The following is a 25873-nucleotide window of genomic DNA, read 5'->3' as shown; positions in this document are numbered from 1 at the left end:
TCCCCCCTTTACGGACCGCGGTATCGCCGCCTCAAGCCAGGCGGAGCACCCGTTTTAGCAAAACGTGTCATCGTCTAATTCATCAGGTTGACTTATGATTGCCTAGGCAATAATATCAGCAGCAATTAACTACTTGCCTGGGCAACCATTGTGAAAAACACAAGCGATCTGTTTAACGAAATGATCCCCCTCGGTCGCTTAATCCAGATGGTTAACCAGAAAAAAGATCGCCTGCTCAACGAGTACCTCTCACCTATGGATATTACGTCCACCCAGTTCCGGGTGCTCTGTTCCATTCGTTGCGAAGTATGTATTACCCCCGTTGAGCTGAAAACCGTGCTTTCGGTCGACCCAGGCGCAATGACGCGCATGCTCGACCGTCTGGTCTGTAAAGGCTGGATTGAACGGTTACCCAACCCCAATGACAAGCGCGGCGTACTGGTGCAGTTGACATCAGACGGTGCGGCCCTTTGTGAGCAGTGTCATCAGGTTGTGGGTCAGAAATTGCACCAGGAATTAACAAAAAATCTGTCGGCGGATGAAGTGGTCACCCTTGAGCATTTACTCAAGAAAGTTCTGCCGTAATAAGAAGAGGTAAGATGATGTCCAGACGCAATAATGACGCCATCACTATCCATAGTATTTTGTCGTGGATTGAAGATAACCTGGAATCGCCCCTGTCGCTGGAAAAAGTGTCCGAGCGTTCTGGTTACTCCAAATGGCACCTGCAAAGAATGTTTAAAAAAGAGACCGGTCACTCGTTAGGCCAGTACATCCGCAGTCGCAAACTGACGGAAATCGCGCAAAAACTCAAGCAGAGCAATGAGCCGATTTTGTACCTGGCGGAGCGCTACGGTTTCGAATCGCAACAAACGCTGACGAGAACCTTTAAAAACTACTTCGACGTTCCGCCGCACAAATATCGCATGACCAATATACCGGGTGAATCCCGCTATCTGATGCCACTGAACAACTGCTGTTAATCGCCTGCAACAAGACGTATTGAGGAAATCATGAAACTATTCGCTGCCGCTGCCATTGTCCTGGTCGCCCTGGCCTCAAGCCAGAGCTATGCGGAGCAAACCACCACGCCGGTTCGCCACAATCACCGCGACGCGATGATTATGCCTTCCGAGCATAACGACTCTCCATTTGATTTCAATCACATGGCTGCCGGTAGCGACAAATCGGATGAGTTAGGCGTACCGTATTACAATTAACTGCACTACCCGAGCATTTAGCCCCGTTTACGGGGCTTTTTTTTTGATTCTGACGTTAGATGGCAATCAACAGCACCCGTTGCACCGCCGGTTTAATCCAGGCAATGATGCATACAATCAATAAACGTTTGCATCGCTGGGCTGACCGTCCTGCCTGCGTGATGGGCACATAGCGCGGTAATCGAGGCTGGCGTAGACGAAAAAGGCAGTTCCTGTAGCTCTCCAGACGCCAGTTCACGCGCTACGCTAAAGCGCGGCAGAAACGAAACGCCAAGATTACTGGCTACGCATTGCTTTATACTCTCAATGCTCCAGAGTTCAATCGTGTTTTCAAGGGTTATCTTTCTTTCACGGAGCGTAGATTCAAAAATTTGCCGGAACACGCACTGCGGCTCATTGATGATAAAGCTCAGCGGAATATGCTGTTCCCGCCGGGTAAAATCGACCGGCTCAAGCTGTGGAGAAGCAACAAGTACCAGCTCCTGCTGCCCGAAGTCCTCCATATGCAACGCATCATCCTTCCCGACGCGATAGAAAACCCCCAGATCCGTCTGGTCAGCCAACAACGAATCGCGGATGACATAGCAGTTAACCGATTGCAGAGACAGGCGTACCTTTGGCGCTCTGGCTCTGAAGAGTCGGAGCACTTCCGGCATTTTATAGGCCAGCAGCGTCTCGCCTACCATGACCCGCAGATCCCCGGCAATCTCCTGCTCAGCAGAAGAAATCTGCCGGATCCCGTCCAGGACACGAGTCAGTTCCCTCACGCGCGGCAAGAGTAGTTTTCCCGCCGGAGTCAGCGCCATTCGGCGCCCTACCTTTTCGAAAACCGGATATGCCAGCTCCTGCTCAAGCTGCTGGATCTGAAACGTCACGGTTGACTGAGTACAGCAGAGTTTACGTGCGGCCTGAGCAAAAGACCCCTCCTCGACAACCGTTTTAAAGGTAATGAAGCGACGCAGATCCATAAGGCCCTCTATATATCGAAACATTGAAACTTTGACATTCAAAACATTCGCTTTTTTGAATGTTTTAGGGCGGCTACTATGCGGCAGGAACAAGGAGAGCACAAGTGACACCAATGATTATCAGTGGTTTTTTAACCTATACACTCATTACCGCCTTAACCCCCGGGCCAAACAATATCCTGGCCCTGAGCTCCGTAAATCAGTACGGTCTGCGGCGAAGTCTTCGTGTTTTGCTGGGGATGAGCGCAGGCTTTCTGGTGCTGATGCTTGCCTGCGGCGCATTTACCTTCACCCTGATTAGCCTGCTTCCGTCGATGACTCGATGGCTTATCTGGATAGGGGCGGCGTATATACTCTGGCTTGCATGGCGTATTGCCACTAGTTCGACAACAGCATCAAACGGTAGCGGGCGCCCGCTGAGTTTTTGGGTCAGTTTCTGGCTTCAGTTTGCCAACGTTAAGATCATTCTTTACGGCATCACCGCCTTATCAGCATTCGTTTTGCCGTATACCCAGGATATTTTTTGGGTCATCGTAGTCAGTCTTCTCCTGGCGGTGATCGGTTGTCTGGGTAATCTTATCTGGGCGCTCGCCGGGCATCTGTTTCAGTCGCTGTTCCGCCGCCATGGCCGGGTCGTGAATCTGATACTGGCCCTGTTGCTGGTTTACTGCGCCGCCCGGATGTTTTTCTGAGACCGGCTTAACGGCAATGGTTTGCACCGGTGTGCGCATCCGCACCGGTTGACCCGGCCAAAAAGCGGGCTGAATTGCCGTTTGCAATACTCCCTGAGTCACAATTTGTTCCCGGATATCATATAATTCCTTATCCCTGTTCATCGTAGTCACTCTCGCGAAACGACAACACCGCTGATGTACATCTCAACCCGTTTCAAAATTGTTCTTCACCTGTGCGGATTTCTGGTTCTGCTTTACAGCCTGACCATGATTCCACCCATGCTGATTGCGCTGGTCGAAAAAGAGCGCAGCGTCTTTGCCTTTTTCTCTACTTTTGCGATTGCCTTTTCGGGCGGTTTGTTCTGCTGGCAGGCCACGCATCAGGAAAAGGTCAATCTCGAAACCCGCGATGGTTTTCTTATCATCGTCCTGTTCTGGCTGCTGTTTTCCGCGATCAGTGCGCTGCCACTGTGGTTGAATGACGAACTGCACCTCTCGCTTGCCGACGCGATGTTTGAAGGGATCTCGGGGATTACCACTACCGGAGCGTCAATCTTTCACAACGTCTCTTCGTTACCCGTTTCGATCCTCTATTACCGTGCCCAGCTCAACTTTGTTGGCGGTTTAGGCGTCATCGTTCTCGCCGTGGCGGTGCTACCGCTGCTGGGGATCGGGGGAATGAAACTGTATCAATCCGAGATGCCCGGTCCGTTTAAAGAGGAGCGTCTGACGCCGAGACTGGCGGATACCGCCAGAAGCCTGTGGTTTACCTATATGCTGCTGGGTGGCTGCTGTACTGTCGCTTTTCTGCTTGCCGGAATGCCCTTTTTTGATGCCCTGTGCCATGGGTTATCCACGGTATCACTCGGAGGATTTTCCACGCATACGGAAAGTATCGGCTACTACCAGAGCGATGCGATAGAACTGGTCGCCGGGGTATTCTCTCTGCTTTCAGCCGTTAACTTTACCCTCTATTTTGTGGCCATCGCACGTCGCAGCCTGAAGCCGTTTCGCCGCAGTACCGAGATGCATTTCTTTTTCCTGGTTGTGGCGCTGGTGGTCGCGGTGGTCACGTTTGAAGTCTGGCGCGCCGGGATGTACAGCCTGCCAAAATCGTTTGTCCACGCCTTTTTTCTCACCAGCTCGATGATCACCGACAACGGTCTGGCAACGGCGGATTATGCCTCCTGGCCGCCGGAAATCGTCGTGCTGTTGCTGTCAGCGAGCTTTTTCGGTGGCTGCGTGGGATCGACCTGCGGAGGGATTAAGGCGCTGCGCTTTCTGATCCTTCTGAAGCAGAGTCGCCATGAGGTGCATCAGTTAGCTCATCCGCGAGCGATCATGAGTATTCGGGTCGGAAGCGCTATCATCAACGACCGCGTGTTGCGCTCGGTGTGGAGCTTCTTCTTTCTCTATATCCTCACGACCTGCGTATTTGTCTGGCTGCTGAATTTGCAGGGCTACGATCTGCTGACGTCATTTGCATCGGTCGCCGCCTGTATCAATAACATGGGCCTCGGTTTTGGCGCGACCGCCGATGGTTTTGCTGGCCTGAACGATATGTCGAAATATCTGATGTGTATGGCGATGCTGCTGGGACGACTGGAAATCTATCCGGTGCTGATCCTGCTTTCACGCACGTTCTGGCGCAGCTGATAACTTAGATTTTCAGTGCAGCAAGGATTACGGCTTCCATTTTCTCGGGGGGGGTATACGGCGCAAAACGCTTGAGCGGTTTACCGTCGCGTCCGATCAGGAACTTAGTGAAGTTCCACTTGATCCGCCCACCCAGCACGCCGGGCAATTCGTCTTTCAGGTAACGGAATACCGGGTGCGTTGCGCCACCGTTGACCTCCACTTTGTCAAACATCGGGAAGCTCACACCGTAATTGATGTGACAGGTCTGGGCGATTTCATCAGCGCCACCGGGCTCCTGCTTGCCAAACTGGTTGCAGGGGAAACCAAGCACCACCAGCCCCTGAGCGGCGTACTTCTTGTAGAGTGTTTCAAGGCCTGCATATTGTGGAGTGAAGCCACAATGGCTGGCGGTGTTCACCACCAGAACCAGTTTACCCGCGTAGTCAGCCATAGAGATAAGCTGGCCACCCAGGCTGGTTGCCGTCAGTTGATAAAAAGAGGTCATATCGAAATCCTCAGAGTCAAACCCAGGCGGCGTCTCGCTGCGGTGGTGGCGCCAGGACACTCAGCCAAAAGAGAGATCTTACAGTATGATCAACACCTTGAAAACTTCACCCGTTTTTTTAAACCGTAAAAATGAAAAAGCCCCAGCAATAACGCACCGGGGCTTTTAAGACACATTCAAATTAATATTTAACATTAATCAACTTAGTTATTTAATACTACTGCTATGATGTACATGTTTTTACAGGATATATCGGCACTTCAGATGCTGCTGTCCTCCTGAAATCCTGTTAGATAAATTTCTATCCTGTTTATTTCATCGAGAATTATCTTTACGACATTTCTCAACAAGTACATCGCCCGCGCGATATATACTCTTTGATGCGTTGCCTTACTCTCTTCGCCGTCTTTTCGACACCGTATTTTCTACAGTTCGAAACGCGAAATGACTATCAACAACAAGGCCTTACATCATCGCGCCATCGTCCACATTATGCGATTGTCGAGATTGACTACGTGGCCTTAAAACCTCTTCACACGAGCCTAAACCTATCGCTCAGTGCTGAAGAACCCAAACAAAAAACATCGTGGCCTTTATCGCATCTCACTTACCTTAAGCAGGTAAGTCGCACCGGTTAATAAAACTCTGACTTAATTCCACACCGGTATAGGGTCAATTTACTCGTTATTAATCACCTGTCAACACTGTATTTTTTCACAGTGTTTTTAAGGTTATCCTTACGTCGGACAGAGCTGTTTAATAAGTCGACAAAAGGCCTGTTCAGCCTGATGACGCCGGCAATTTAATCCACCCGGATATAACACCGGGAATATCGGACATCCATGTCCAGATACGATGGCTTTTGCTTATCTCGACACCGCGCCTGCTCGCCGTATCCGCAGGCCGAAAACGTTGATATACAGCCCGCCCATAATCAGAACGGCACCCAGCAGTTGCAGTCCGTTTAGCGTTTCACCAAGCAACAACGCGGCGCTGGCCATTCCGACCACCGGCACCAACAGCGAGAGCGGCGCCACTCGCCAGGTTTCATAGCGTCCAAGCAGCGATCCCCAGATGCCGTATCCCACAATCGTGGCAACAAACGCCAGATACAGCAGCGATAACACGGTCAGCATATCAATATGCATCAGGCTCGCCGCCATTGTCTGCGGGCCGTCGATCAACCACGAGGCCAGCATAAACGGCAGCACGGGAATCAGCGCACTCCACACCACCAGCGACATAATTTTCGGCTTCTCGGCGCGGGACATTATCTTTTTATTAAAGATATTACCGCAGGCCCAGCTCAGCGCGGCCGCCAGGGTCAGCATAAATCCAAGGATCGGCACATGCTGGCCGCCAAGGCTGGCTTCCACCAGGACCAGTACACCAAAAATAGCCAGCGCAATCCCTGCCACCTGTTTTCCCTGTAGGCGTTCGCCGAAGGCAAAGACGCCGAGAATGATGGTGAAGAATGCCTGCGCCTGAAGCACCAGTGAGGCCAGACCGGCAGGCATCCCAAGACCAATGGCGCAAAATAAAAAGGCGAACTGACCAAAGCTGATGGTCAGGCCGTAGCCGAGCAGCAGTCGCAGCGGGATTTTTGGCCGGGGAACGAACAACAGCGCCGGAAAAGCCACCAGTAAAAAACGCAGTCCCGCCAGCATCAGCGGCGGCATCGAGTGCAGCCCCACCTTAATCACCACAAAATTCAGCCCCCAAACCACCACGACCAGCAGCGCCAGCAGTCCGTCTTTACGTGTCATACCCTGCCTCTGTTGTTATCTGTTGTTATCTGTTGTTGTGCGAATTTTTGTGAACAAAATCAAAGTAACCAAAAATACGGCCTGCGGATAGATCATTATTTTTAGCAGGCAGGTAAAGCACATCCTGACACCGGGTAGCGCTATACAAGCCCCTGAGAGCATGGTATTTGTGAGCAGTACAACATAAAAATAACATTTCATCAGGCAAAGAACATGATACCGACCATCAGGCGCTCAACCATAGCGCTGCTGGCGTCCTCGCTGTTGCTGACTATCGGCCGCGGCGCGACCCTGCCCTTTATGACTATCTTCCTCACCCGACAGTACCACCTTGAGGTGGATAAAATTGGCTATGCGCTTTCCATCGCCCTCACCGTCGGCGTCGTGTTTAGCCTGGGATTCGGCATTCTGGCCGATAAATTTGATAAAAAGCGCTATATGCTTGTCGCCGTGCTGGCCTTTATCTGCGGCTTTATCGCCATCCCGCTGGTCAATAGCGTAAGCCTGGTGGTGTTTTTCTTTGCCCTGATCAACTGCGCCTATTCCGTCTTCTCTACCGTGCTGAAGGCCTGGTTTGCCGATGTTCTCACGCCAGAAAAGAAAGCGCGGATCTTTTCCCTCAACTATACCTTCCTGAATATTGGCTGGACCGTCGGCCCGCCCATTGGCACGCTGCTGGTCATGCACAGTATTAACCTGCCTTTCTGGCTGGCGGCGGGCTGCGCTGCATTACCGCTGGTTTTTATTCAGCTGTTTGTTCAGCGTACCTCAGCGGCTTTTGCCGAGAATAACGCCACCCAGTGGTCGCCCTCGGTGCTGCTGCGCGACCGGGCGCTGATGTGGTTTACGCTCTCCGGCCTGCTGGCCTCGTTCGTTGGCGGTTCATTCGCCTCCTGTATTTCACAGTATGTGCTGGTGGTCGCCGATAGCGATTTTGCCGAAAAGGTGGTGGCGGTCGTGCTTCCGGTCAACGCCGCGGTGGTGGTGGTACTCCAGTACGCGGTTGGCCGTCGCCTGAGCGCCCGAAATATTCGGCCGTTAATGACCTTTGGTACGGGATGTTTCATCCTCGGGCTGGGTGGTTTTATTCTCGCCGACAACAGCCTGCTGCTGTGGGGCATAGCCGCCGCCGTGTTTACGCTTGGCGAAGTTATCTATGCGCCGGGAGAATATATGCTGATTGATAACATCGCCCCTGCAGGCATGAAGGCGAGCTATTTTTCCGCCCAGTCGCTGGGCTGGCTGGGTGCCGCCTTTAACCCGATGATGACCGGATCTATCCTCACCCATATGCCGCACTGGTCGCTGTTTGTCGTCCTGATGCTCGCTATTATCGTCGCGTGGCTGCTGATTTTGCGCGGAATGAAAGTTCGCCCGTGGCAGAATGGTTGTTCCACTGTCAGCGCATAAACTCAGGCGTCATGCGGCTGTCGGGTTAATGTCGTCCTGGTGTCGGGTACAGATCGTGGTGCCCGACAGTGCCCGGCACCACACTCCATCTCAGGTTATTACCCGGAGATAGACATCATGAACAGCAGTAATCAGGTTAAACAATTACGTCTGCAGCGCGCCTGGTCTCAGGAACAGCTGGCCGAACTTGCCGGCGTTAGCGTCCGGACAATTCAGCGTATAGAGAATGGCGACCGTCCGGGGCTGGAAACCCTGAGCGCCCTTGCCGCGGTCTTTGAAGTCAACGTTGCCGATATTAGCGGTGATTCCCCGGCGGGCCACGAGGAGTCTCTCGATCTGCGTATTGAAGAGGCAAAAGCGCGCGTGCATCAGGAAAGCCGTTTTTTCCGTTCATTGTCGACCGCCGTGGTCGTGTGCGTGTTGCTGGTCCTGATTAACCGGTTTACCAGTCCGGGCTACTATTGGTCAGCGTGGGTCGCCGGTATCTGGGGGGCATTGCTGCTGGTCAGAGGTCTGCGTCTGTTTGTTTTCGGCGGGTGGATCCGCAGCTGGCGCCAGACTCGGCTACAGCGGCTGTTGCGTAAATAACGACGGTGAACAAGCCTGCCGGCCCCCATGGGCCGACAGGATTAAATCGTCACCATATCGCGAACGCCTTCAACTTCCATCTCCGCCCCGCTCCCCTGCTGGATAATCGTTCCCCGCGACATCACCAAATACCGGTCCGCCAGCGCCGCGGCAAAGTCATAGTACTGCTCGACCAGCAGGATCGCCATATCACCGCGGTTCGCCAGCTGGCGGATCACTTCACCGATCTCTTTGATAACCGACGGCTGAATACCTTCCGTGGGCTCATCCAGAATCAGCAGCTGCGGCCGGCTGGCCAGCGCACGACCAATGGCCAATTGCTGCTGCTGGCCGCCGGAGAGATCGCCGCCACGCCGCTGCTTCATCGTTTTCAGTACCGGAAAGAGTTGGTAAATCTCCTCTGGAACCTGCCCGGCCTCTCTGGCCGGAAACCGGGAGAGGCCCATCAGCAGGTTCTCTTCGACCGTCAACCGGGGAAAAATTTCACGCCCCTGTGGCACATAGGCGATACCGGCCTGTACGCGCTGGTGGGGTTTACGTTGCGTAATGACCTTTTCCTGCCAGATGACCACGCCGCTGCGCGCCGGAAGCAGCCCCATCAGGCACTTCAGTAAGGTGGTTTTACCCACGCCGTTGCGTCCCAGCAGGCAGGTGATTTCACCCGGGCGGGCTTCGAAATCGACCCCGCGCAGAATATGGCTGCCGCCATAATATTGATGTAGCTGATTAACCTGTAGCATCGCTCTCCTTAACGCCCAAGATAGACTTCAATGACCTGTTCATTCGCCTGCACCTCACGCAGCGACCCCTCTGCCAGCACCTGTCCCTGATGCAATACCGTAACCCGATCGGCGATCGTTTCGACAAAGCCCATGTCGTGCTCAACCACCATCAGAGAATGTTGTCCGGCAAGGGTTCGAAACAGCTCGGCGGTATACTCGGTTTCCGCATCGGTCATTCCGGCGGCAGGCTCATCAAGCAGCAGCAGATGCGGCTCCTGGACCAGCAGCATACCGATCTCCAGAAACTGCTTTTGCCCGTGTGAAAGCAGGCCTGCCGGTCGGCCGTACTCGGCATCAAGACGCAGCAGGCGCAGAATGTCGCTAATACGGTCCTCCTGCTCGCCGTTCAGCCGCGCCCGTAAGCTGGCCCAGACCGACTTATCGCCTTTAAGAGCCAGTTCAAGATTTTCGGCGACGCTAAGTGCTTCAAACACCGTCGGTTTCTGAAACTTCCGCCCTATCCCCTGGCGAGCGATGGCTATCGGATCCAGTCCCAGGAGATCTATCGACTGGTCATAGCGCGCCCTGCCGCTCTGCGGCCGGGTTTTTCCGGTAATCACATCCATCAACGTTGTTTTCCCGGCGCCGTTTGGCCCGATAATGCAGCGCAGTTCGCCCACGCCAATCTGCAATGAGAGATTCGTCAGCGCCTGGAAGCCATCAAAATTGACGTTGATATTCTCCAGCTCAAGCACCGGGTCCGTCTGCTCGCGAAAACGGTCCGTGGGCTGCTGGCGGGTAAACAGGCCTTCATCCGGTTGCATTAGCGATCTCCTTTACGCAGCAGGCCAATGACCCCGCGCGGTAAAAACAGGGTCACAATAATAAAAATCAGGCCAAGGAAAAGCTGCCAGTATTCCGGCATGGTGACGGTAAACAGGCTTTTCGCTCCGTTCACCAACCCGGCACCCAGCACCGGTCCGATTAAGGTCCCACGCCCACCAAGCGCGACCCAGATAGCCGCTTCGATGGAGTTGGTCGGCGACATTTCGCTGGGGTTGATAATCCCCACCTGCGGCACGTACAGCGCCCCTGCCAGCCCGCACAGTACCGCCGAAAGCGTCCACACCAGCAGCTTGAACCCGCGCGGATCGTACCCACAGAACATCAGGCGATTTTCAGCATCACGCACCGCGGTCAGAATGCGGCCAAATTTGCTTTGCGCCAGCAGATACCCGACCCATAACGTCAGGAGCAGCAGTAAAACCGTGGCCATAAACAGCGCGGCCCGGGTTCCGGTCGCGGTAACGGAAAAGCCGAGGAGCGTGGTGAACCCGGTAAATCCGTTGTTGCCGCCAAATCCGGTTTCGTTACGGAAAAAGAGCAGCATACCGGCGTAGGTCAGCGCCTGGGTCATGATCGAGAAATAGACTCCTTTAATTTTTGAACGGAAAGCAAACCAGCCGAACACCAGCGCCAGCGCGCCCGGAACCAGCACCACCAGCAGCATCGCCCAGGCAAAATGTTGCGTTCCCCACCAGAACCACGGCAGTTCAGTCCATGACAGAAAAGACATAAACGCCGGTAAGCCGTCGCCCGCCGCCTGGCGCATCAGATACATGCCCATCGCATACCCACCGAGGGCAAAGAAGATACCGTGGCCCAAAGAGAGCATGCCGGCATAGCCCCAGACCAGATCCAGCGCAACGGCAACAATGGCATAGCAAAGAATTTTACCGGTCAGCGTCAGCAGCCAGGTTGAAACCGCCAGCGGGTGCGACTGCGGCAGCAGCGCCAGAAAAGGCATACTCAGCAGGCCCAGTACCAGCAGCACACCGAGCCACTGTAGCGGTCGCGGCGCTTTACGCGCCAGAGTCAATGTAACAGGTTGGCTCATCAGTCAATTACCCTCCCTTTAAGCGCAAACAGCCCCTGCGGACGTTTCTGGATAAACAGAATAATCAGCACCAGAATCAGGATCTTACCCAGCACCGCGCCCAACTGAGGTTCAAGGATTTTGTTGAAGATCCCCAGCCCGAAGGCCGCCACCACGCTCCCGGCCAGTTGGCCGACCCCGCCCAGCACCACCACGAGGAATGAATCAATGATATAGCCCTGGCCCAGCTCCGGCCCAACGTTGCCAAGCTGCGACAGCGCCACGCCGCCCAGCCCGGCGATGCCTGAACCAAGACCGAAAGCCAGCATATCCACCCGCCCGGTCGGTACGCCGCAGCAGGCAGCCATCGCCCGGTTCTGGGTCACCGCCCGCACGTTCATACCTAAGCGCGTTTTATTCAAAATGAGCCAGGTGAAGAACAGGACCAGCATGACAAAGCCAAGCACCGCCAGCCGGTTCCAGGGCAGGATGAGGTTTGGTAGTACCTGCAGGCCGCCGGAAAGCCAGGCCGGGTTTGCCACTTCCAGGTTCTGGGCGCCAAACAGCATGCGTACCAGTTGGATAAGCATCAGACTAATCCCCCAGGTGGCAAGCAGGGTCTCCAGCGGGCGACCATAAAGATGACGAATAATGGTACGTTCCAGCGCCATGCCGATACCGCCGGTTATCAAGAATGCTACCGGCAGCGCGATCAGCGGATAAAACGCCAGCCACTGCGGCGCCAGCTGGGACAACGCCTGCTGCACTAGCCAGCAGCTGTAGGCGCCGATCATCAACATCTCACCGTGCGCCATATTGATAACGCCCAGCAGTCCGTAGGTAATAGCCAGGCCCAGCGCCGCCAGCAGCAGCACAGATCCCAGAGACAGTCCCATAAACGCCTGCCCGAGAATGTCGCCGAGTAGCAGGCGCTGTTTTATCTGGCTCAGGCTGGTTGTCGCCGCATCGCGCACGCGGGCGTCGGGCTCATGCTGCACATCGGTATAGGGGATCAGTAACGCCTGAGTCTCCGGGTCGACGGAGTGGCCAAGTTGTTCAACGGCGGCCAGTCGTCGGGCGCTATCCGGACTGGCAAGCTGCAGGCGAGCCAGCGCAATTTCCAGCTGCGTTTTGATCTCGGCATCGGGTTCAATCGCCAGACGCTGTTGCAGCAGGCCGGCCATCTCCGGGGTGGCCTCCCGTTGTAGCGTTTTAACCGCCGCGGTCCTTTCCGTGACACTGTCACTAAAAAGCAGGTGCGTGGCTAGCGCTCCGGCCACCAGGTTACGCAAGCGATTCGTCAATCGAATGGGTTTCGTCGGCCCTTGTGGAGACTGCGCGGCCCCCAGCGCCAGTTGCTGGCTGAAGGCATGACCGCTACCGTCCACGACCAGCGTTTCCGCTTTCAACGCCCGCAGCAGCGGCAGGCGCTGCGCCTGAGGTACGGCGGCCCACTGCGTTAGCATTTGAGCCTGCTGGCTGCGGTTTGCCACGACGAAATCGTCAGCTTCCGCCGCCTGCGTTTGCCACGGGACGATCATCATCAGTAGTGCGAGGTAATAACCCAACGTGCGCCATGTGCTCATGTGTATCTCCTTGTGTCATCTCCCTGTTAACGCTAACCGGGATAGCGCGGGAATCGGGGACATCCCCGGTGGCGCTGGCGCTTACCTGGGCTACGGTCATGTAGCCCGGTAAGCGTTGACGTCACGCCCGGGAGAGAGGTGCTTAATTCGCGGCGGTTTTAATCGGGTGATCGGGTTTCTTATCGTTACCGGCGATCCATGGGCTCCACGGTTGAGCACGTACCGGTTTATCGGTCTGCCAGACGACGTTGAACTGGCCGTTACCTTCGATTTCGCCAATCATGACCGGCTTGTGCAGATGGTGATTGGTGGCATCCATTGTCAGAGTAAAGCCGGAGGGTGCGTTAAAGGTTTGCCCGGCCATCGCCGCCCGCACTTTATCGACATCGGTCGTCCCCGCTTTCGTCACCGCCTGGGCCCACATGTGCAGCCCAACCCAGGTGGCTTCCATGGGATCGTTGGTCACTACGGTGTCAGCGTTTGGCAGCTTGTGGGCTTTGGCATAGGCCCGGTAGTCCGCGACAAACTGTTTGTTGGTCGGGTTATCGACCGACTCAAAGTAGTTCCACGCCGCCAGATTCCCCACCAGCGGTTTAGTATCAATACCGCGCAGCTCCTCTTCACCCACCGAGAAGGCCACCACCGGCACGTCGGTCGCTTTCAACCCCTGGTTCGCCAGCTCTTTATAGAACGGGACGTTGGAGTCGCCGTTGATCGTGGAGACCACCGCAGTTTTGCCGCCGGCGGAGAACGTCTTAATGTTGGCCACGATGGTCTGGTAGTCGCTGTAGCCAAATGGGGTATAGACCTCTTCAATGTCCTTATCCTGAATTCCTTTTCCATGCAGGAATGCACGCAGAATTTTGTTGGTGGTACGCGGATAGACGTAATCCGTACCCAGCAGGAAGAAGCGCTTAGCCCCACCACCATCTTCACTCAGCAGGTATTCCACAGCCGGGATCGCCTGTTGATTAGGCGCCGCACCGGTATAAAAGACGTTTGGCGACATCTCTTCGCCTTCGTACTGCACCGGGTAGAACAGCAGGCCATTGAGCTCCTCAAAGACCGGCAGGACCGATTTGCGCGAGACCGAGGTCCAGCAGCCAAAAACCGCCGCCACTTTGTCCTGGGTCAGCAGCTGACGGGCTTTTTCCGCAAACAGCGGCCAGTTTGACGCCGGATCCACGACCACCGGCTCCAGCTTTTTCCCCAGCACGCCGCCTTTGGCGTTAATGTCATCGATGGCCATCAGCGCGACGTCTTTCAACGGCGTTTCGGAAATCGCCATCGTCCCCGAGAGCGAATGCATGATCCCGACTTTAATGGTGTCGGCGGCATATACCTGAAATGTGTAGCCCATGAGAACGGTAGAGGCGGAGAGTGCAAAAGCTTTTAATAATGTTCGACGCTGCATGATTCACTCCTGAAAATCGCAAAGATAAAAAATAAATGAACGACTAACCGGAAGTGATAAGGCAAAAATGGTGCCAGGTTGTCTGGCGACGGGAAGGTGCGCAGTGGCGCAGAGGGAGAGAAACAGACGGGCAGCGTTGCCTCAAAACGGTGCAACGCTGCGCTATGAAGAACGGTTACCAGACCTGGGCGGCGATCCCGGTAACCAGGCGGACTTTATCCCACTGCTGGGATTCACTCAGGGCGTTCCCCTCTTCAGTTGAAGCGAAACCGCACTGCGGGCTGAGGCAAATCTGCTGTAGCGCGACATATTGCGCCGCCTCCTGCAAGCGGGCTTTCACCCCCTGCGGGTTTTCCAGCTCACCGTTTTTGGTGGTGATCAATCCCAGCACGACCTGCTGCTTGCCCGGGCGGATAAAGCGCAGCGGGGCAAAGTCACCGGAGCGGTCATTATCATATTCCAGGAAGAAAGCATCGATGTTAACGCCGCCAAACAGCACTTCGGCAACCGGCTCATAGCCGCCTTCTGAGATCCAGGTGGAGCGGAAGTTGCCGCGACAGACGTGCAGACCAATGGTTAAATCATCCGGCTTGCCTTCCAGGGCCTTATTCAGTACCCGGGCATATGTTTTTGCCAGCTCGTCAGGATCATCGCCGCGTTCGCGTACCTGCTGACGCTGTTCATCGGAGCACAGATAGGCCCAGACGGTATCGTCGAGCTGCAAATAGCGGCAGCCCGCATCATAAAACGCGCGGATCGCATCGCGCCAGGTTGTCGCCAGATCGTCAAAATAATCGGCAAGATCCGGGTACACGGTCGCATCGATATCTTTTCGCCCGCCGCGGAAATGAAGCACGCTCGGGCTCGGAATGGTCATTTTCGGCTGAGCATCGCCGCTGACGCTTTTCAGATAGCGAAAATCTTCCAGCATCGGGTGATCGCCGAAGGCCAGCTTACCAATCACGCGAACGCCGTGTGCTTTGGTCTGCACACCGTTGAACTGGATCCCTTTATCAGAATCGTAGCGTTCAACGCCTTGCAAACCATCGAAGAAATCGAAGTGCCACCACGCGCGACGAAATTCCCCGTCGGTTACCACATGCAGGCCGCAATCGCACTGCTGTTGAACCAACTGGCGGATGGCATCATTTTCGATCTGACGCAGCTGACGGGCATCGATGGCACCTTCAGCAAGCTGCTGGCGGGCGATTTTTATGGCATCCGGACGTAAAAAGCTGCCGACAATATCAGCGCGAAACGGGGTCTGTTGACGTTGCATGGTGTCTCCTTAGCGGCGAGCAGGATTAGTTGCCTACCGTGATAATTCATTATTTGAATTTTAGACTTCTGGATGGCTATATGTCCAGATACTGTCATGCAGCGTCGTCTGCGGCAAACGAGAATATTTCATCGGACGTGAAATAAATTCATTTAGCGGCCGGATACCGCGGTAAACCGGCCGCTCCCGTTTTACGACGCGAACGGTAGCCCCTCGTCCTGCCATCCGGTCAGGCCGCCGAGCATCATTTTGACCGGTCGTCCCAGTTCAGCCAGCTTCAGGGCAGCAATATCTGCACCATTACAGTGTGGGCCGGCGCAATAGACGACGAACAGCGTCTCTGCTGGCCATTCGCTCATTCGGGCGGCATCGATCTGGCGATGGGGTAAATGTAGCGCGCCCGGAAGATGTCGCCGGGAAAAGGCCTCCTCACTGCCCACAACGTGCAGCAGGACGAAATCACGATCTCCCTCGCGCATTGCGTTATGTACATCTGCGCAGTCGGTTTCAACGCTCAGCTTATGCCGGAACCAGGCGACGGCTTCGGCGGAGGCAGCAGGGGTAAAAGCGGTAACAACACTCATGGCGTATTCTCCTTGTCTGTGGTACCACTAATTTAATGAATCCGCCCACTTTCCCTCTGCTGGCAACCATGACAGAAAACGTTAAAATCCTGACAAACTCATCCGTGACACCGTCACAACACCGGGTCGTTGCGCTGGCCTACGATAGGCTGTGTACCTTTGAATTCGGTATTGCGGTGGAGATATTCGGCCTTCCCCGCCCGGAGATGGGCGAGTGCTGGTACCGGTTCGCGGTCGCCGCCGTCGATGACGGTGAGCTGCGGGCTACCGGCGGTATTCGGCTGGTGGCCGACGGTGGGATGGCTTTACTCCAGGACGCACAGACCATCGTTGTTCCCGGCTGGCGGGGGATCGATGCGCCGGTACCGGCTGCGCTGTGCGATGCCTTAGCTGCCGCGCATGCGCGAGGCTGCCGGATTATCTCTATCTGCTCGGGGGTCTTTGTCCTCGCCGCGGCCGGGTTGCTCAATGGCCGCAGAGCGACAACCCACTGGCGATATACCGAAACCCTACGCCAGCGCTTCCCGCAGATTGAGGTGGTCGCCGACGTGCTGTACGTCGGTACTGACGGCATCATGACCTCCGCGGGCAGCGCCGCCGGCATCGATTTATGTCTGCACCTTGTGCGGGAGGATTATGGTATTGATGCCGCCAATACGGTGGCCAGAAGACTGGTTGTCTCCCCGCACCGCGACGGCGCCCAGGCACAGCAGGTTGTCCGCCCTGTCGCCCAGGCACGGGAAAGCCAGCGCCTGGGGCTGGTGTTTGATTTTCTGCATCAGCATCTCGCCGCCAGCCATACCGTGGCATCGCTGGCGCAGCAGGCTGGCATGAGTCCCCGCACGTTTTTACGCCGCTTTCAGGCGGCGACCGGCAAGACCCCCGCGCGCTGGCTGCTGGACGAACGTTTGCAGCGCGCGCAGCAACATCTTACCCACAGCCGCATCAGCATCGATAAAATCGCCGAGCTCAGCGGTTTTACCGATGCCGGCACCCTGCGCTATCATTTTCGTCAGCAGTTTGCCATCAGTCCGTCCGCATACCGGAAGACGTTTTCTGCCGCCGCGGTTGTAAAATCATAACGGTCGGTCACAATGGTTTTCACGTTGCTGTCATGGTGCAAGGAGCCTGCCGGATGAAAAAAGAGTGTCGCGTTGTTTTATATAAAGAGGGAATTCTCGGAAGTCTGTTTTTTGGTGAAGCAAAAGCCGACCCGGAAAAGATGAGCCGTTTTCTCAATGAGTACACCCTGCAGGGCTGGGAAGTCAAAACGATGTCCGTAGAGCGCCGCCGAACCGGGCTGTTCTGGTCACGCGAGGCCTATCTGTTCGTCCTCGAACGCCCGCTCTGATCGCTCTGTGTAATATTTATTACCTGCTGAAAAAGTTACCCTGGTTAATTATCTGTTTAGATTGGCCAGGTTACTATTCATTCAACAACCGTATACCCCGTTCAATAAGGACTACTTAGCGCACACAATCACTGATGGAGGTTAATCATGCTGGGAAATATGCATGTATTTATGGCAGTACTGGGAACAATCCTGTTCTTTGGTTTTCTTGCCGCGTATCTAAGCCACAAATGGGATGACTGATGAACGACGATAATCCCCACCCTTAAACGCCCCTTGCTGCTTATGCATCAAGGGGCGTTCTGCTTTTGGCTTCCCGTCACGACGTTTCCTTCATCAAAAATAAAACCCTTATTGCATCGTTAAGCCCGTTTCCCCGGCAGCAATGTCGACCTTCAGAATAGCCTTACGAACTTTACATATCGCACAAATCGATCTGCGGCAGGATTAATCCTGGTTAATGTGTGATGCCACGAGAATTTCCGGACTCTCCATAAAATATTCACATTTATGCTTTTGAATTAGCACTCCCCCGTTCAGGAGTAATTATGAAAAAAATAATGTTCTTCGTTTTTGTGCTTTGCGGAGCGATATCGCTATCCGGATGTATTCCACCTCCGGGAGGTCACGGCGGAGGTCCCGGTGGCCCTGGTGGAGGCCATTATCATGGGCCTGACCTTCGTTAATGAATTAAGCTCCATGGCGATTGATACCATTAACAAAGCCACCCGCGGGTGGCTTATCCGACGTGTACATGACAAATACAACAATATCATTTTCTTCTTCTCCAGATACCGCCCGGCAATACCGAAAAATAAATTGCGGTCAAAATAATATCTGGATTTAAACCTCACCTTTATCTCATACGGTGTTTCATCTGGCTTGCAGATAATGCCGTCACCCACGCTAAACGGACGCCCCCCTTCGCCCTGACAGGATTTTAAAACATTTCAGACTGCTGATATGTCACACCGTATTTTTACGTTCCCTGGCTACTTAGTCGGCTAATCTGGATTATTTCTTCGTCGTATATCGCACTCCGTACCGGATAGCCAAATTCACACACCTGTGATATTCACAAGCCCATAATTGTAAGCAACACTTACAATCAGAAGAAATAATGAAGATGCTTCTTTATATTTACTACTACATTTTTTCATGCTGAAATGATTATCACTTACATTAAAACCGGCTCGTGCCCTGCTCCAAATACAGGTCCACCGTTCGCCTTACCCGCTCAACGCAAGCGAAAGACATTGCACAAAAAATAAAAATATCTTGTTTTAATATTCAGGGAAAAAGCTGAAATGAATCAAAATAAAAACGCTCAGCACCACAAGCGCCCGTTGGGGAAAATATGGCTTGCGGTTTGCAGTAGCGCATTAATTTCATCAACCAGCAGCTATGCTGCTGATGATGATAATACGATGACGGTGACTGCGAGCGAAAATGCGGACAGCGGCTATGCCAACCAGACCACCTCAGTCGCCAGTAAAACGCCAACGTCTAAACTGAATGAAGCACAGTCGATTAGCGTGGTGACCCAAAAGCAACTGGATGATTATCAACCCAGTAATCTGTCCGATGCACTGCGCTTTGTCAGCGGCGTCGCGCAAGCAAATACGCTGGGCCAGACGGAAGACGGTATCGTTCGCCGCGGGTTTGGCTCGAACTCCGACGGTTCAATTTTCCGCGACGGTATTCGCAGCAGTCAGGGGCTCAACCTTGACGCCACTACCGATCGCGTCGAAGTGTTGAAAGGTTCATCTTCACTGTTATACGGCGTTTTGAATCCCGGAGGCATGATTAATGTCGTCAGTAAGAAACCGCAATATGAATGGCACACGATTGTCGGCGGACACTACAACAGTACCGGAGGTGGTGCCGGTAGTATTGATATTACCGGGCCACTTGGCAACGGCTTTGCTTTCCGTCTGATTGCCGAAAAACAGGCGCAAAATTACTGGCGCGGATACGGCAACGATAAACATAATCTGCTCGCCCCGTCGCTACAGTGGTATGGAGAGAAAGCCAGTTTTAATATCAGCTATAGCAGTTATCAATATGATATTCCGTACGATCGCGGCACGGCTTTTATTAATGGCAAGCCGATTAATATCGGTTACAAAACCCGTCTGGATGATTATTCAAACCATGCATGGGGACGCAATCAGACATTTAACACGTACTGGGATTATCAGTTCAACAGCGTGTGGTCAACCCGCGTAACCGTAGGTTTGAACCAACGTAAGTACAGTAGCAATACTGTCACTACGACCGCCATCAATGCCACCAGCGGAGTGGTGACGCGGCGTCCCGATGCTTTTCGTGGGTTTAATCACAAAACAAAATATGTTTCGTGGGATGCCATGGGTACGCCGGAAATATTTGGCATGACGCATAATCTGGTCGTCGGCACCGATTACGAAATGAATCAAACCTATCGCGCTCACGCTTATAACGGGACAAAAAATACGGACTTCACGCTGAGTAACCCGGTTTATGGCCTGGAGACCGTTACCGACAGCAGCACAGAAAAAACCGCGGACAGTAATCTGCTCAACCGCCTTCACAGCCGCTCGGTCTATTTCAAAGATAACATTGATCTGACATCACGCTGGACCGCTGTGGCCGGTGCCCGTTATCAGCATTATGAACAGCGCGAATCAAAGGGTAACCCTGCCACGCTGAGCTATAGTAGCGAAGGCAATAAATTTTTACCTCAAACCGGGCTCATCTATAAGCTGACGCCTGAGGTATCCTTATACGCCAGCATGAGTCAATCATTTACGCCATCCACCAATCCTGACGATAACGGCCACGTTGAAGCTCCGGAACAGGGCACAACCTATGAAATCGGCAGCAAATGGAAGATGATGCCCGCGCTCTTCGCCACGCTCGCACTTTATCGTATTGATGAACGCAATGTTGCCTTATCATTAAACGAAGGGACTTATGCGGTGGATAAAGCCCGCTCCAGCGGCGTTGAAGTGGAAATGAACGGAGAGATTTATCCTGGCTGGGATATTAGTGCGAATTACAGCTACGACCGCGCAGAAATTGTTAACGATAAGAATGACCCGAATAACAATGGTAACCGCCTGCAAAATGCGCCTCGCCATTCGGGAGCGTTATATTTAAGCCATAATGAGCAAATTAGCCTGTTACCAGGAAGTTTTCGTATCGGCGGCGGCGTTCGTTATGTTGGTACCCGCGCGGGCGATCCCGATAACAGCTTCACTCTCCCGGAGTATACCGTCGCAGACAGTTTTATTGGCTGGGATAATCAACTCATCGGTAAAAAAACGCATCTGCAGTTAAATATAAATAATCTGTTTAATAAGCACTATTATACCTCCAGCGGCGGTAACTTACGCGTAGCCGAAGGCGAAACGCGCAACCTGGTACTCAGTGCTAATATTGAGTTCTGAGGCTCACGATGGATTGTCTGATATCAGCGACAGTCTGCCCCTAAACTCAATCCACTGTCATTCACCCAACACAATACAGATCGACTGATAAAAAAAGAGCCAGCTAATATGAAACAGGTTTACACCAGAACCCTTAAGTGGCTAATAGCCGCGGGTATAATGTTAATAGCGTCGCAGGCCATCGCGGCGGAGAAGTTGCCCACCGTAAAACCAGTCATAGACTGTAGCCAGTTAACTTCCATTAACTTTAGTGACAAGACGGGCGAGAAAGTGTCGGTTAACTCTGCAAGCGCGCTAAAAACTGACAAAGGAATTTATTGCCAGATCAAAGCCACCATCGGTCCCTCGACTGGCGTTGAAATAGCCCTGCCACAACAACAGTGGACGCAGCGCTTCCTGCAAGTTGGATGTGGCGGACTATGCGGGCAAATCAACCTCACCCCGACCAATGCCGGCGGCTGTGCGCCAGCCACCCAGGGAGAATTTGTAGTCGCCGCGACCGATATGGGCCACAGCGGCAGCATGATGGATGCCAGCTGGGCGGAAGATCCCCAGAAACGTATCGATTTTGCTTATCGCGCCAATCACCTCACCGCGCTGCTGGCGAAGGCCGTGATTCAGGCTTACTACGGCCAGCCACAGAAATACGCTTATTTTATGGGATGTTCTGACGGTGGACGCGAGGCCCTCATGGAAGCCCAGCGCTTCCCGGAAGATTTTGATGGTATCAGTGCCGGAGCTCCGGCGGCCTTCTTCCAGTTCCAGAACTCATTTTTCCACGGCTGGAACGTTGCCGCTAATCTACGCGCGGATGGTTCAGCAATCCTGTTGCAGGATAGACTGCCCATTCTGCATCGTTCGGTACTGGCCCACTGCCCGACGCTTTCCGGCGTAAACGATGGCATACTGGCCAATCCGTATGCCTGCACCTTTTCGCCCGACTGGGTGACTACCTGTGCAGCAAGCCAGACCGATAAATCGAATTGTCTGACGGCAGAAGAAATCAGCGTCGCGGAGAAACTCTATCGCGGGGCCTATGACAGCGCCGGGAATCAGTTTGTGATTGCAGGTTTGCCTCTCGGTTCCGAACTACGCTGGCCAGTCCCGGCTACCGCCGATGGTCACTCAATGTCAGAGACGATGGTACTGCCTGCTCTGCAATCGGTATTGCTGCCAGGCGGGAAACACCACATCACCACCTTAAGAGACTTCCCGTTAAACAAGCAAAACTTTGCTGCTGTCGCGCAGTTGGCTCCGCTCTATAACGCAACCAACACCGATCTCAGCGGTTTTCTGCAACGAAACGGTAAGCTGATTATGTGGCATGGCCTTGCTGATGACTCCGTCAGTCCGGCGTTTTCCATCGCCTACTACCGTGGCGTGAAGGCCTATCTTGGTGAGAAATCCACTGACCAGTTTGTTCGTCTGTTCCTGCTACCGGGTGTCGGCCACTGTGGCGGTGGCGACGGCTTAGATCAGATAGACTTACTCTCACCGTTGATGAAATGGACCGAGCAGCATATTGCGCCAGAGGAACTCATTTCCGGTAAGGCGGCGACCGATCAGCTGGAAAAACCGGCAATGGCGCCACAAGAAAAATCGGCGGATGCGGATAGCGATGCGCAAGCTCATTTCCACGGCGCGCAGCGTGCAAGTACTCCGGTCGCTGCCGGGATGCCAACCTTAAAAATCACTCGTCCGGTGTTCCCTTACCCGTATATTGCGAAATACAGCGGTAAAGGATCGCCAGCTAACGCGGAGAATTTTATCCCGGTCAAATCGGCGGCGTTTGCCAACCTCAGCGTTGGGAAACCGGCCAGCGAATATATCGGCCCGAATAATCAGAAAAATTATGTCGTCGACAACGGTAAGCTGGAGGTTCAGCAATAGTTGCTGCCACCGACTGGCCGACAGCGATGCCGTCAAACGAGGGATAGCTTAAAACTGATATAAGCCCCACTTTCTGGGGCTTTTTCATTGCCTGGAAACAAGACCGGACACCGCAACATACGGACAGTCCCGGTTTTGAACCGACGGCTGAAATCGCTGGCTTAGCGTCAGTCGGCTGCATGTATAAACCGGGTGTCAGCGGCATCGTTGAGATGACCGTACCTGGTTTCGTAGTATATTGGGAGAATCTTCCCACTCTTCAGGTGTCCGTCATGTCCTATTCCATCGGAGAATTTGCCCGGATTTGCGGGATCAACCCGACCACGCTGCGCGCCTGGCAACGGCGATATGGCCTGCTCAAACCCCTGCGTTCGGAGGGTGGCCATCGTCTGTACAGTGACGATGATGTTCAGCAGGCGCTCAAAATTCTCGACTGGGTAAAAAAAGGCGTTCCCGTCGGTCAGGTGAAACCCCTGCTGGTTCACCCTGGCGCACAGCATACTGACAACTGGTTAACCCTGCAGGATAGCCTGCTGCAACGATTGAAAGAGGGAAAACTCGACGCCCTGCGCCAGCTGATCTACGATTCAGGGCGCGAGGCCCCTCGCCCTGAGCTGGTCACGGAAGTGCTGCGCCCGTTACGCAGTAAGCTGTCCGCCCAGACGCCGACGATGATGACCCTGCGCGAAATGCTCGACGGCGTCATTATCGCCTACACCTCGTTTTGTCTCGAAGGCGACAAAAAAGCGCCGGGAGATAACTATCTGATAACCGGCTGGCATCTCTCCGATCCCTGTGAAATCTGGCTGGAAGCCCTCAAACGCACCGGTCAGGGTCAGCGCATCGACGTACTTCCCGTCCCGCCGGTGGCCCTGGCCCCCGAGATTTTACCGGAACGAAACTGGCTGCTGGTGACCTCAGGCAAGCTCACCGCCGCCCGCAAAAAGCAGATCGAATGCTGGCGGCAGCAGGTTAACTTCCTCGATGTGATCTCTCTGTCATCCGGGCTGACCGCCGTGAACAATCCCCCCGAAACGCGTCCATGATGGGCTTCCCCTGGTTTTTCCGCACATCATAAGCGGCAAAGCATGGGGAAAATAAACGCCATTAATACATGGGATTACATAACCAGTACCAAATACCCTCGCCAATACTTGGACAAACATAATTTATTGTGTAAGTTTTAAGTGTAAGAACGGGTGGCACAAAGCGGTGCCTGACCGCAGGCCGGGCATACACCGTCATCCGGTTCTTCATACGACGAACGCAATAAGAGGATGGCGCCATGAACACGCAACCCACGATCGGCATCAGCGGATGCTTAACCGGCTCAGCCATTCGGTTTGACGGCGGGCATAAGCGGATGGGTTTTGTCATGGATGAACTGGCTGATTGGGTGGCCTTTAAACCGGTCTGCCCGGAAATGGCCATCGGCCTGCCTGTCCCCCGCCCGGCTCTTCGCCTCGTGCAGACTGGCGAAGGGAATATTCGAATGCACTTTAGCCAGACGCCCCACGCCGATGTGACGGAGAAAATGGATGAGTTTATCCGGTCGTATCTCCCCCGCGTGGGCGATCTGTCCGGGTTTGTTGTCTGCGCTAAATCACCCAGCTGCGGCATGGAACGCGTGCGGTTGTATGATGAAAACGGCAACCGCGGGCGCAAAGAGGGAATCGGCCTGTTCACGCAAAAACTGATGGAGCACTACCCGTGGTTGCCCGTAGAAGAAGATGGCCGCCTGCACGACCCGGCGCTACGGGAAAACTTTGTCGAGCGCGTCTTCGCCCTTCACCAGCTGAATGCCCTGCAGGCACAAGGCCTTAGCCGCCGTGCACTGCTGGATTTTCATAGCCAGTACAAACTGCAGCTGCTGGCACACCACCAGGCGGGGTATCGTGAAATAGGGCCGTTCGTTGCCTCACTTCACGAGTGGGAAGACCTGGATGCCTTCTTTGCGGCTTACCGCAATAAGCTGATGGCGATTCTGAAGCAACCTGCCTCGCGGAAAAACCACACCAATGTGTTGATGCATATCCAGGGTTATTTTCGCAACCGGCTAAATAGCCGCCAGCGCGGTGAACTTCGCGAGGTGATCCTCAACTATCGCGCCGGTTTGCTGCCGATACTGGCGCCGATCACGTTGCTGAAGCACTATCTGGCTGAATACCCGGATCGCTACCTGCTGACGCAAAACTACTTTAACCCCTATCCGTCGAATTTAGGTCTGCGTCTGGGGCTACTCTGATAACACAGCAATAAGGCCCGCCGAGGCGGGCCTGTTTATCACCGGTATTGAGATTATCGGAACGGTGAATTCAGCGGGACTTCGGCATCAGGTTCATGGGTGATGCGATTTCGAAGATCGCGACGGATCATTTCTATCGCCCAGAACCAGAATATATGCCCGACCAGTTCCGAAATATATTCATCTGCAGGAATATTAAACAGTGAGGGCGTCAGATCTAATAACGGGAAAGAGATCCAGTGAACGGCGATAGTGGCGACGATACCCGCCCATGCCCCCTGCCATAATTTCACTTTAGGAAAGACTTCTGCTACCAGGCAATAACCAATGGCGAACACCAGCGAGAAGATAATATGCGTCACCATCACCGGATTGATAATGTGTTCTGAGAAGGTATACACCGTGTGCGTAGGATCAATACCAAGGTAATCACGTAAAAAAAGATAAGGTGGGTTAAATTCATCCCTGCCGCCAGAGAATGTGCGAGGAGGTAAGGGAACTTCAGCCCCCCACTTCACGAATGCCGACATAATACCCGCAATAACCCCCACAAATAATGCCACACCATAACGGCGGCGCCCGGGTTCCGTTTGTACAAAGAAATCCTTGATAGCCATCTATTACCACCTAAATATTACAAGAGTGAATACATTAGCTATGTTTAATAGTACTCATAACGTGGCATATTGATCGCGATCACACTTTTGTTTATGAGAACAGTTTTTA

At 53.9% G+C, this 25873-nt stretch carries 26 protein-coding genes; 15 read left to right on the top strand and 11 right to left on the bottom strand.

Annotation, left to right across the window (positions count from 1 at the left end; translation table 11 throughout):
- Window positions 1-150: 150 nt before the first annotated feature.
- The 3 genes from marR to marB are packed head-to-tail and all read left to right on the top strand — an operon-like array spanning window position 151 to window position 1220.
- Complete coding sequence (marR, locus tag ACMYSK_RS06020) at window positions 151-585, top strand: multiple antibiotic resistance transcriptional regulator MarR (RefSeq protein WP_434641022.1); 435 nt, start codon at window positions 151-153, stop codon at window positions 583-585.
- A gap of 17 nt (window positions 586-602) precedes the next feature.
- Window positions 603-983: an MDR efflux pump AcrAB transcriptional activator MarA gene (gene marA, locus ACMYSK_RS06015; RefSeq protein WP_434643915.1), complete on the top strand. Its 381-nt coding sequence runs from the start codon at window positions 603-605 to the stop codon at window positions 981-983.
- Window positions 984-1013: 30 nt separating this feature from the next.
- The gene (marB, locus tag ACMYSK_RS06010) at window positions 1014-1220 is read left to right on the top strand and encodes a multiple antibiotic resistance protein MarB (RefSeq protein WP_434641020.1); all 207 of its coding nucleotides are present in this window, start codon (window positions 1014-1016) and stop codon (window positions 1218-1220) included.
- 92 nt (window positions 1221-1312) lie between these two features.
- Here the strand turns inward: marB and ACMYSK_RS06005 are convergent, their stop codons facing one another.
- On the bottom strand, window positions 1313-2188 hold the full coding sequence (locus ACMYSK_RS06005) for a LysR family transcriptional regulator (protein WP_434641018.1): 876 nt from the start codon (window positions 2186-2188) through the stop codon (window positions 1313-1315).
- A gap of 104 nt (window positions 2189-2292) precedes the next feature.
- Here ACMYSK_RS06005 and eamB point away from each other — a divergent pair, with 104 nt between their 5' ends.
- Both eamB and ACMYSK_RS05995 read left to right on the top strand, forming a co-directional pair.
- The gene (gene eamB / locus ACMYSK_RS06000; protein ID WP_434641016.1) at window positions 2293-2880 is read left to right on the top strand and encodes a cysteine/O-acetylserine transporter; all 588 of its coding nucleotides are present in this window, start codon (window positions 2293-2295) and stop codon (window positions 2878-2880) included.
- Window positions 2881-3057: 177 nt separating this feature from the next.
- Window positions 3058-4518, top strand: coding sequence for a TrkH family potassium uptake protein (locus ACMYSK_RS05995; protein ID WP_434641015.1), 1461 nt, complete (start codon window positions 3058-3060; stop codon window positions 4516-4518).
- A gap of 4 nt (window positions 4519-4522) precedes the next feature.
- Here ACMYSK_RS05995 and ACMYSK_RS05990 read toward each other — a convergent pair whose 3' ends face one another.
- Window positions 4523-5005, bottom strand: a complete 483-nt coding sequence (locus ACMYSK_RS05990) for a glutathione peroxidase (RefSeq protein ID WP_434641013.1) — start codon at window positions 5003-5005, stop codon at window positions 4523-4525.
- Window positions 5006-5871: 866 nt separating this feature from the next.
- Window positions 5872-6771, bottom strand: a complete 900-nt coding sequence (gene eamA, locus ACMYSK_RS05985) for an O-acetylserine/cysteine exporter (RefSeq protein WP_434641011.1) — start codon at window positions 6769-6771, stop codon at window positions 5872-5874.
- Between the two features lie 213 nt (window positions 6772-6984).
- Between eamA and ydeE the strand changes: the two genes are divergently transcribed.
- A complete protein-coding gene (gene ydeE / locus ACMYSK_RS05980) occupies window positions 6985-8181 on the top strand; it encodes an efflux MFS transporter YdeE (RefSeq protein ID WP_434641010.1) in 1197 nt (398 codons plus the stop codon).
- A 117-nt stretch (window positions 8182-8298) separates the two neighbouring features.
- Complete coding sequence (locus ACMYSK_RS05975) at window positions 8299-8769, top strand: helix-turn-helix domain-containing protein (RefSeq protein ID WP_434641008.1); 471 nt, start codon at window positions 8299-8301, stop codon at window positions 8767-8769.
- A 41-nt stretch (window positions 8770-8810) separates the two neighbouring features.
- Here the strand turns inward: ACMYSK_RS05975 and urtE are convergent, their stop codons facing one another.
- From urtE to ACMYSK_RS05940, 7 genes are all read right to left on the bottom strand, one after another.
- Window positions 8811-9509 carry an urea ABC transporter ATP-binding subunit UrtE gene (gene urtE, locus ACMYSK_RS05970; protein WP_434641006.1) on the bottom strand — a complete coding sequence of 233 codons (699 nt, stop codon included), beginning with the start codon at window positions 9507-9509 and terminating at the stop codon, window positions 8811-8813.
- Window positions 9510-9517: 8 nt separating this feature from the next.
- Window positions 9518-10315 carry an urea ABC transporter ATP-binding protein UrtD gene (gene urtD / locus ACMYSK_RS05965; RefSeq protein WP_434641004.1) on the bottom strand — a complete coding sequence of 266 codons (798 nt, stop codon included), beginning with the start codon at window positions 10313-10315 and terminating at the stop codon, window positions 9518-9520.
- Window positions 10315-11388: an urea ABC transporter permease subunit UrtC gene (gene urtC / locus ACMYSK_RS05960; protein WP_434641002.1), complete on the bottom strand. Its 1074-nt coding sequence runs from the start codon at window positions 11386-11388 to the stop codon at window positions 10315-10317. Before urtC ends, urtD begins: the two co-directional genes overlap by 1 nt.
- Window positions 11388-12953: an urea ABC transporter permease subunit UrtB gene (urtB, locus tag ACMYSK_RS05955; RefSeq protein WP_434641001.1), complete on the bottom strand. Its 1566-nt coding sequence runs from the start codon at window positions 12951-12953 to the stop codon at window positions 11388-11390. Before urtB ends, urtC begins: the two co-directional genes overlap by 1 nt.
- 142 nt (window positions 12954-13095) lie before the next feature.
- Window positions 13096-14367: an urea ABC transporter substrate-binding protein gene (gene urtA / locus ACMYSK_RS05950; RefSeq protein ID WP_434641000.1), complete on the bottom strand. Its 1272-nt coding sequence runs from the start codon at window positions 14365-14367 to the stop codon at window positions 13096-13098.
- A 175-nt stretch (window positions 14368-14542) separates the two neighbouring features.
- Window positions 14543-15646, bottom strand: a complete 1104-nt coding sequence (locus tag ACMYSK_RS05945; protein WP_434640998.1) for a cobalamin-independent methionine synthase II family protein — start codon at window positions 15644-15646, stop codon at window positions 14543-14545.
- Window positions 15647-15837: 191 nt separating this feature from the next.
- Window positions 15838-16230 (bottom strand): rhodanese-like domain-containing protein, encoded by a 393-nt coding sequence (locus ACMYSK_RS05940; protein WP_434640996.1) that lies wholly within the window; start codon window positions 16228-16230, stop codon window positions 15838-15840.
- A 68-nt stretch (window positions 16231-16298) separates the two neighbouring features.
- Here ACMYSK_RS05940 and ftrA point away from each other — a divergent pair, with 68 nt between their 5' ends.
- The 8 genes from ftrA to ACMYSK_RS05900 all read left to right on the top strand — a co-directional run bounded on the left by ftrA (window position 16299) and on the right by ACMYSK_RS05900 (window position 25147).
- Entirely contained in the window at window positions 16299-17312 is a 1014-nt protein-coding gene (gene ftrA / locus ACMYSK_RS05935; RefSeq protein ID WP_434643912.1) for a transcriptional regulator FtrA, read from the top strand.
- 53 nt (window positions 17313-17365) lie between these two features.
- Entirely contained in the window at window positions 17366-17581 is a 216-nt protein-coding gene (locus tag ACMYSK_RS05930; RefSeq protein ID WP_434640994.1) for a DUF4177 domain-containing protein, read from the top strand.
- A gap of 147 nt (window positions 17582-17728) precedes the next feature.
- Entirely contained in the window at window positions 17729-17824 is a 96-nt protein-coding gene (mgtS, locus tag ACMYSK_RS05925; protein WP_004102377.1) for a protein MgtS, read from the top strand.
- A gap of 399 nt (window positions 17825-18223) precedes the next feature.
- Window positions 18224-18415, top strand: a complete 192-nt coding sequence (locus ACMYSK_RS05920) for a hypothetical protein (protein ID WP_434640993.1) — start codon at window positions 18224-18226, stop codon at window positions 18413-18415.
- Between the two features lie 473 nt (window positions 18416-18888).
- A complete protein-coding gene (locus ACMYSK_RS05915; RefSeq protein WP_434640991.1) occupies window positions 18889-21012 on the top strand; it encodes a TonB-dependent siderophore receptor in 2124 nt (707 codons plus the stop codon).
- Window positions 21013-21120: 108 nt separating this feature from the next.
- A complete protein-coding gene (locus ACMYSK_RS05910) occupies window positions 21121-22902 on the top strand; it encodes a tannase/feruloyl esterase family alpha/beta hydrolase (RefSeq protein WP_434640989.1) in 1782 nt (593 codons plus the stop codon).
- Window positions 22903-23174: 272 nt separating this feature from the next.
- The gene (locus ACMYSK_RS05905; protein ID WP_434640987.1) at window positions 23175-23948 is read left to right on the top strand and encodes a MerR family transcriptional regulator; all 774 of its coding nucleotides are present in this window, start codon (window positions 23175-23177) and stop codon (window positions 23946-23948) included.
- Between the two features lie 239 nt (window positions 23949-24187).
- Window positions 24188-25147: a YbgA family protein gene (locus tag ACMYSK_RS05900; RefSeq protein ID WP_434640985.1), complete on the top strand. Its 960-nt coding sequence runs from the start codon at window positions 24188-24190 to the stop codon at window positions 25145-25147.
- 53 nt (window positions 25148-25200) lie between these two features.
- On the opposite strand, the gene ACMYSK_RS05895 is transcribed toward ACMYSK_RS05900, so the two are convergent.
- The gene (locus tag ACMYSK_RS05895) at window positions 25201-25764 is read right to left on the bottom strand and encodes a YagU family protein (RefSeq protein ID WP_434640983.1); all 564 of its coding nucleotides are present in this window, start codon (window positions 25762-25764) and stop codon (window positions 25201-25203) included.
- Window positions 25765-25873 lie beyond the last annotated feature (109 nt).

Source organism: Klebsiella sp. I138 (assembly GCF_051131765.1).
GTDB lineage: Bacteria > Pseudomonadota > Gammaproteobacteria > Enterobacterales > Enterobacteriaceae > Klebsiella.
Note: the sequence above shows the minus strand (reverse complement) of the source record. Positions and strands in the feature narration are given on the sequence as shown.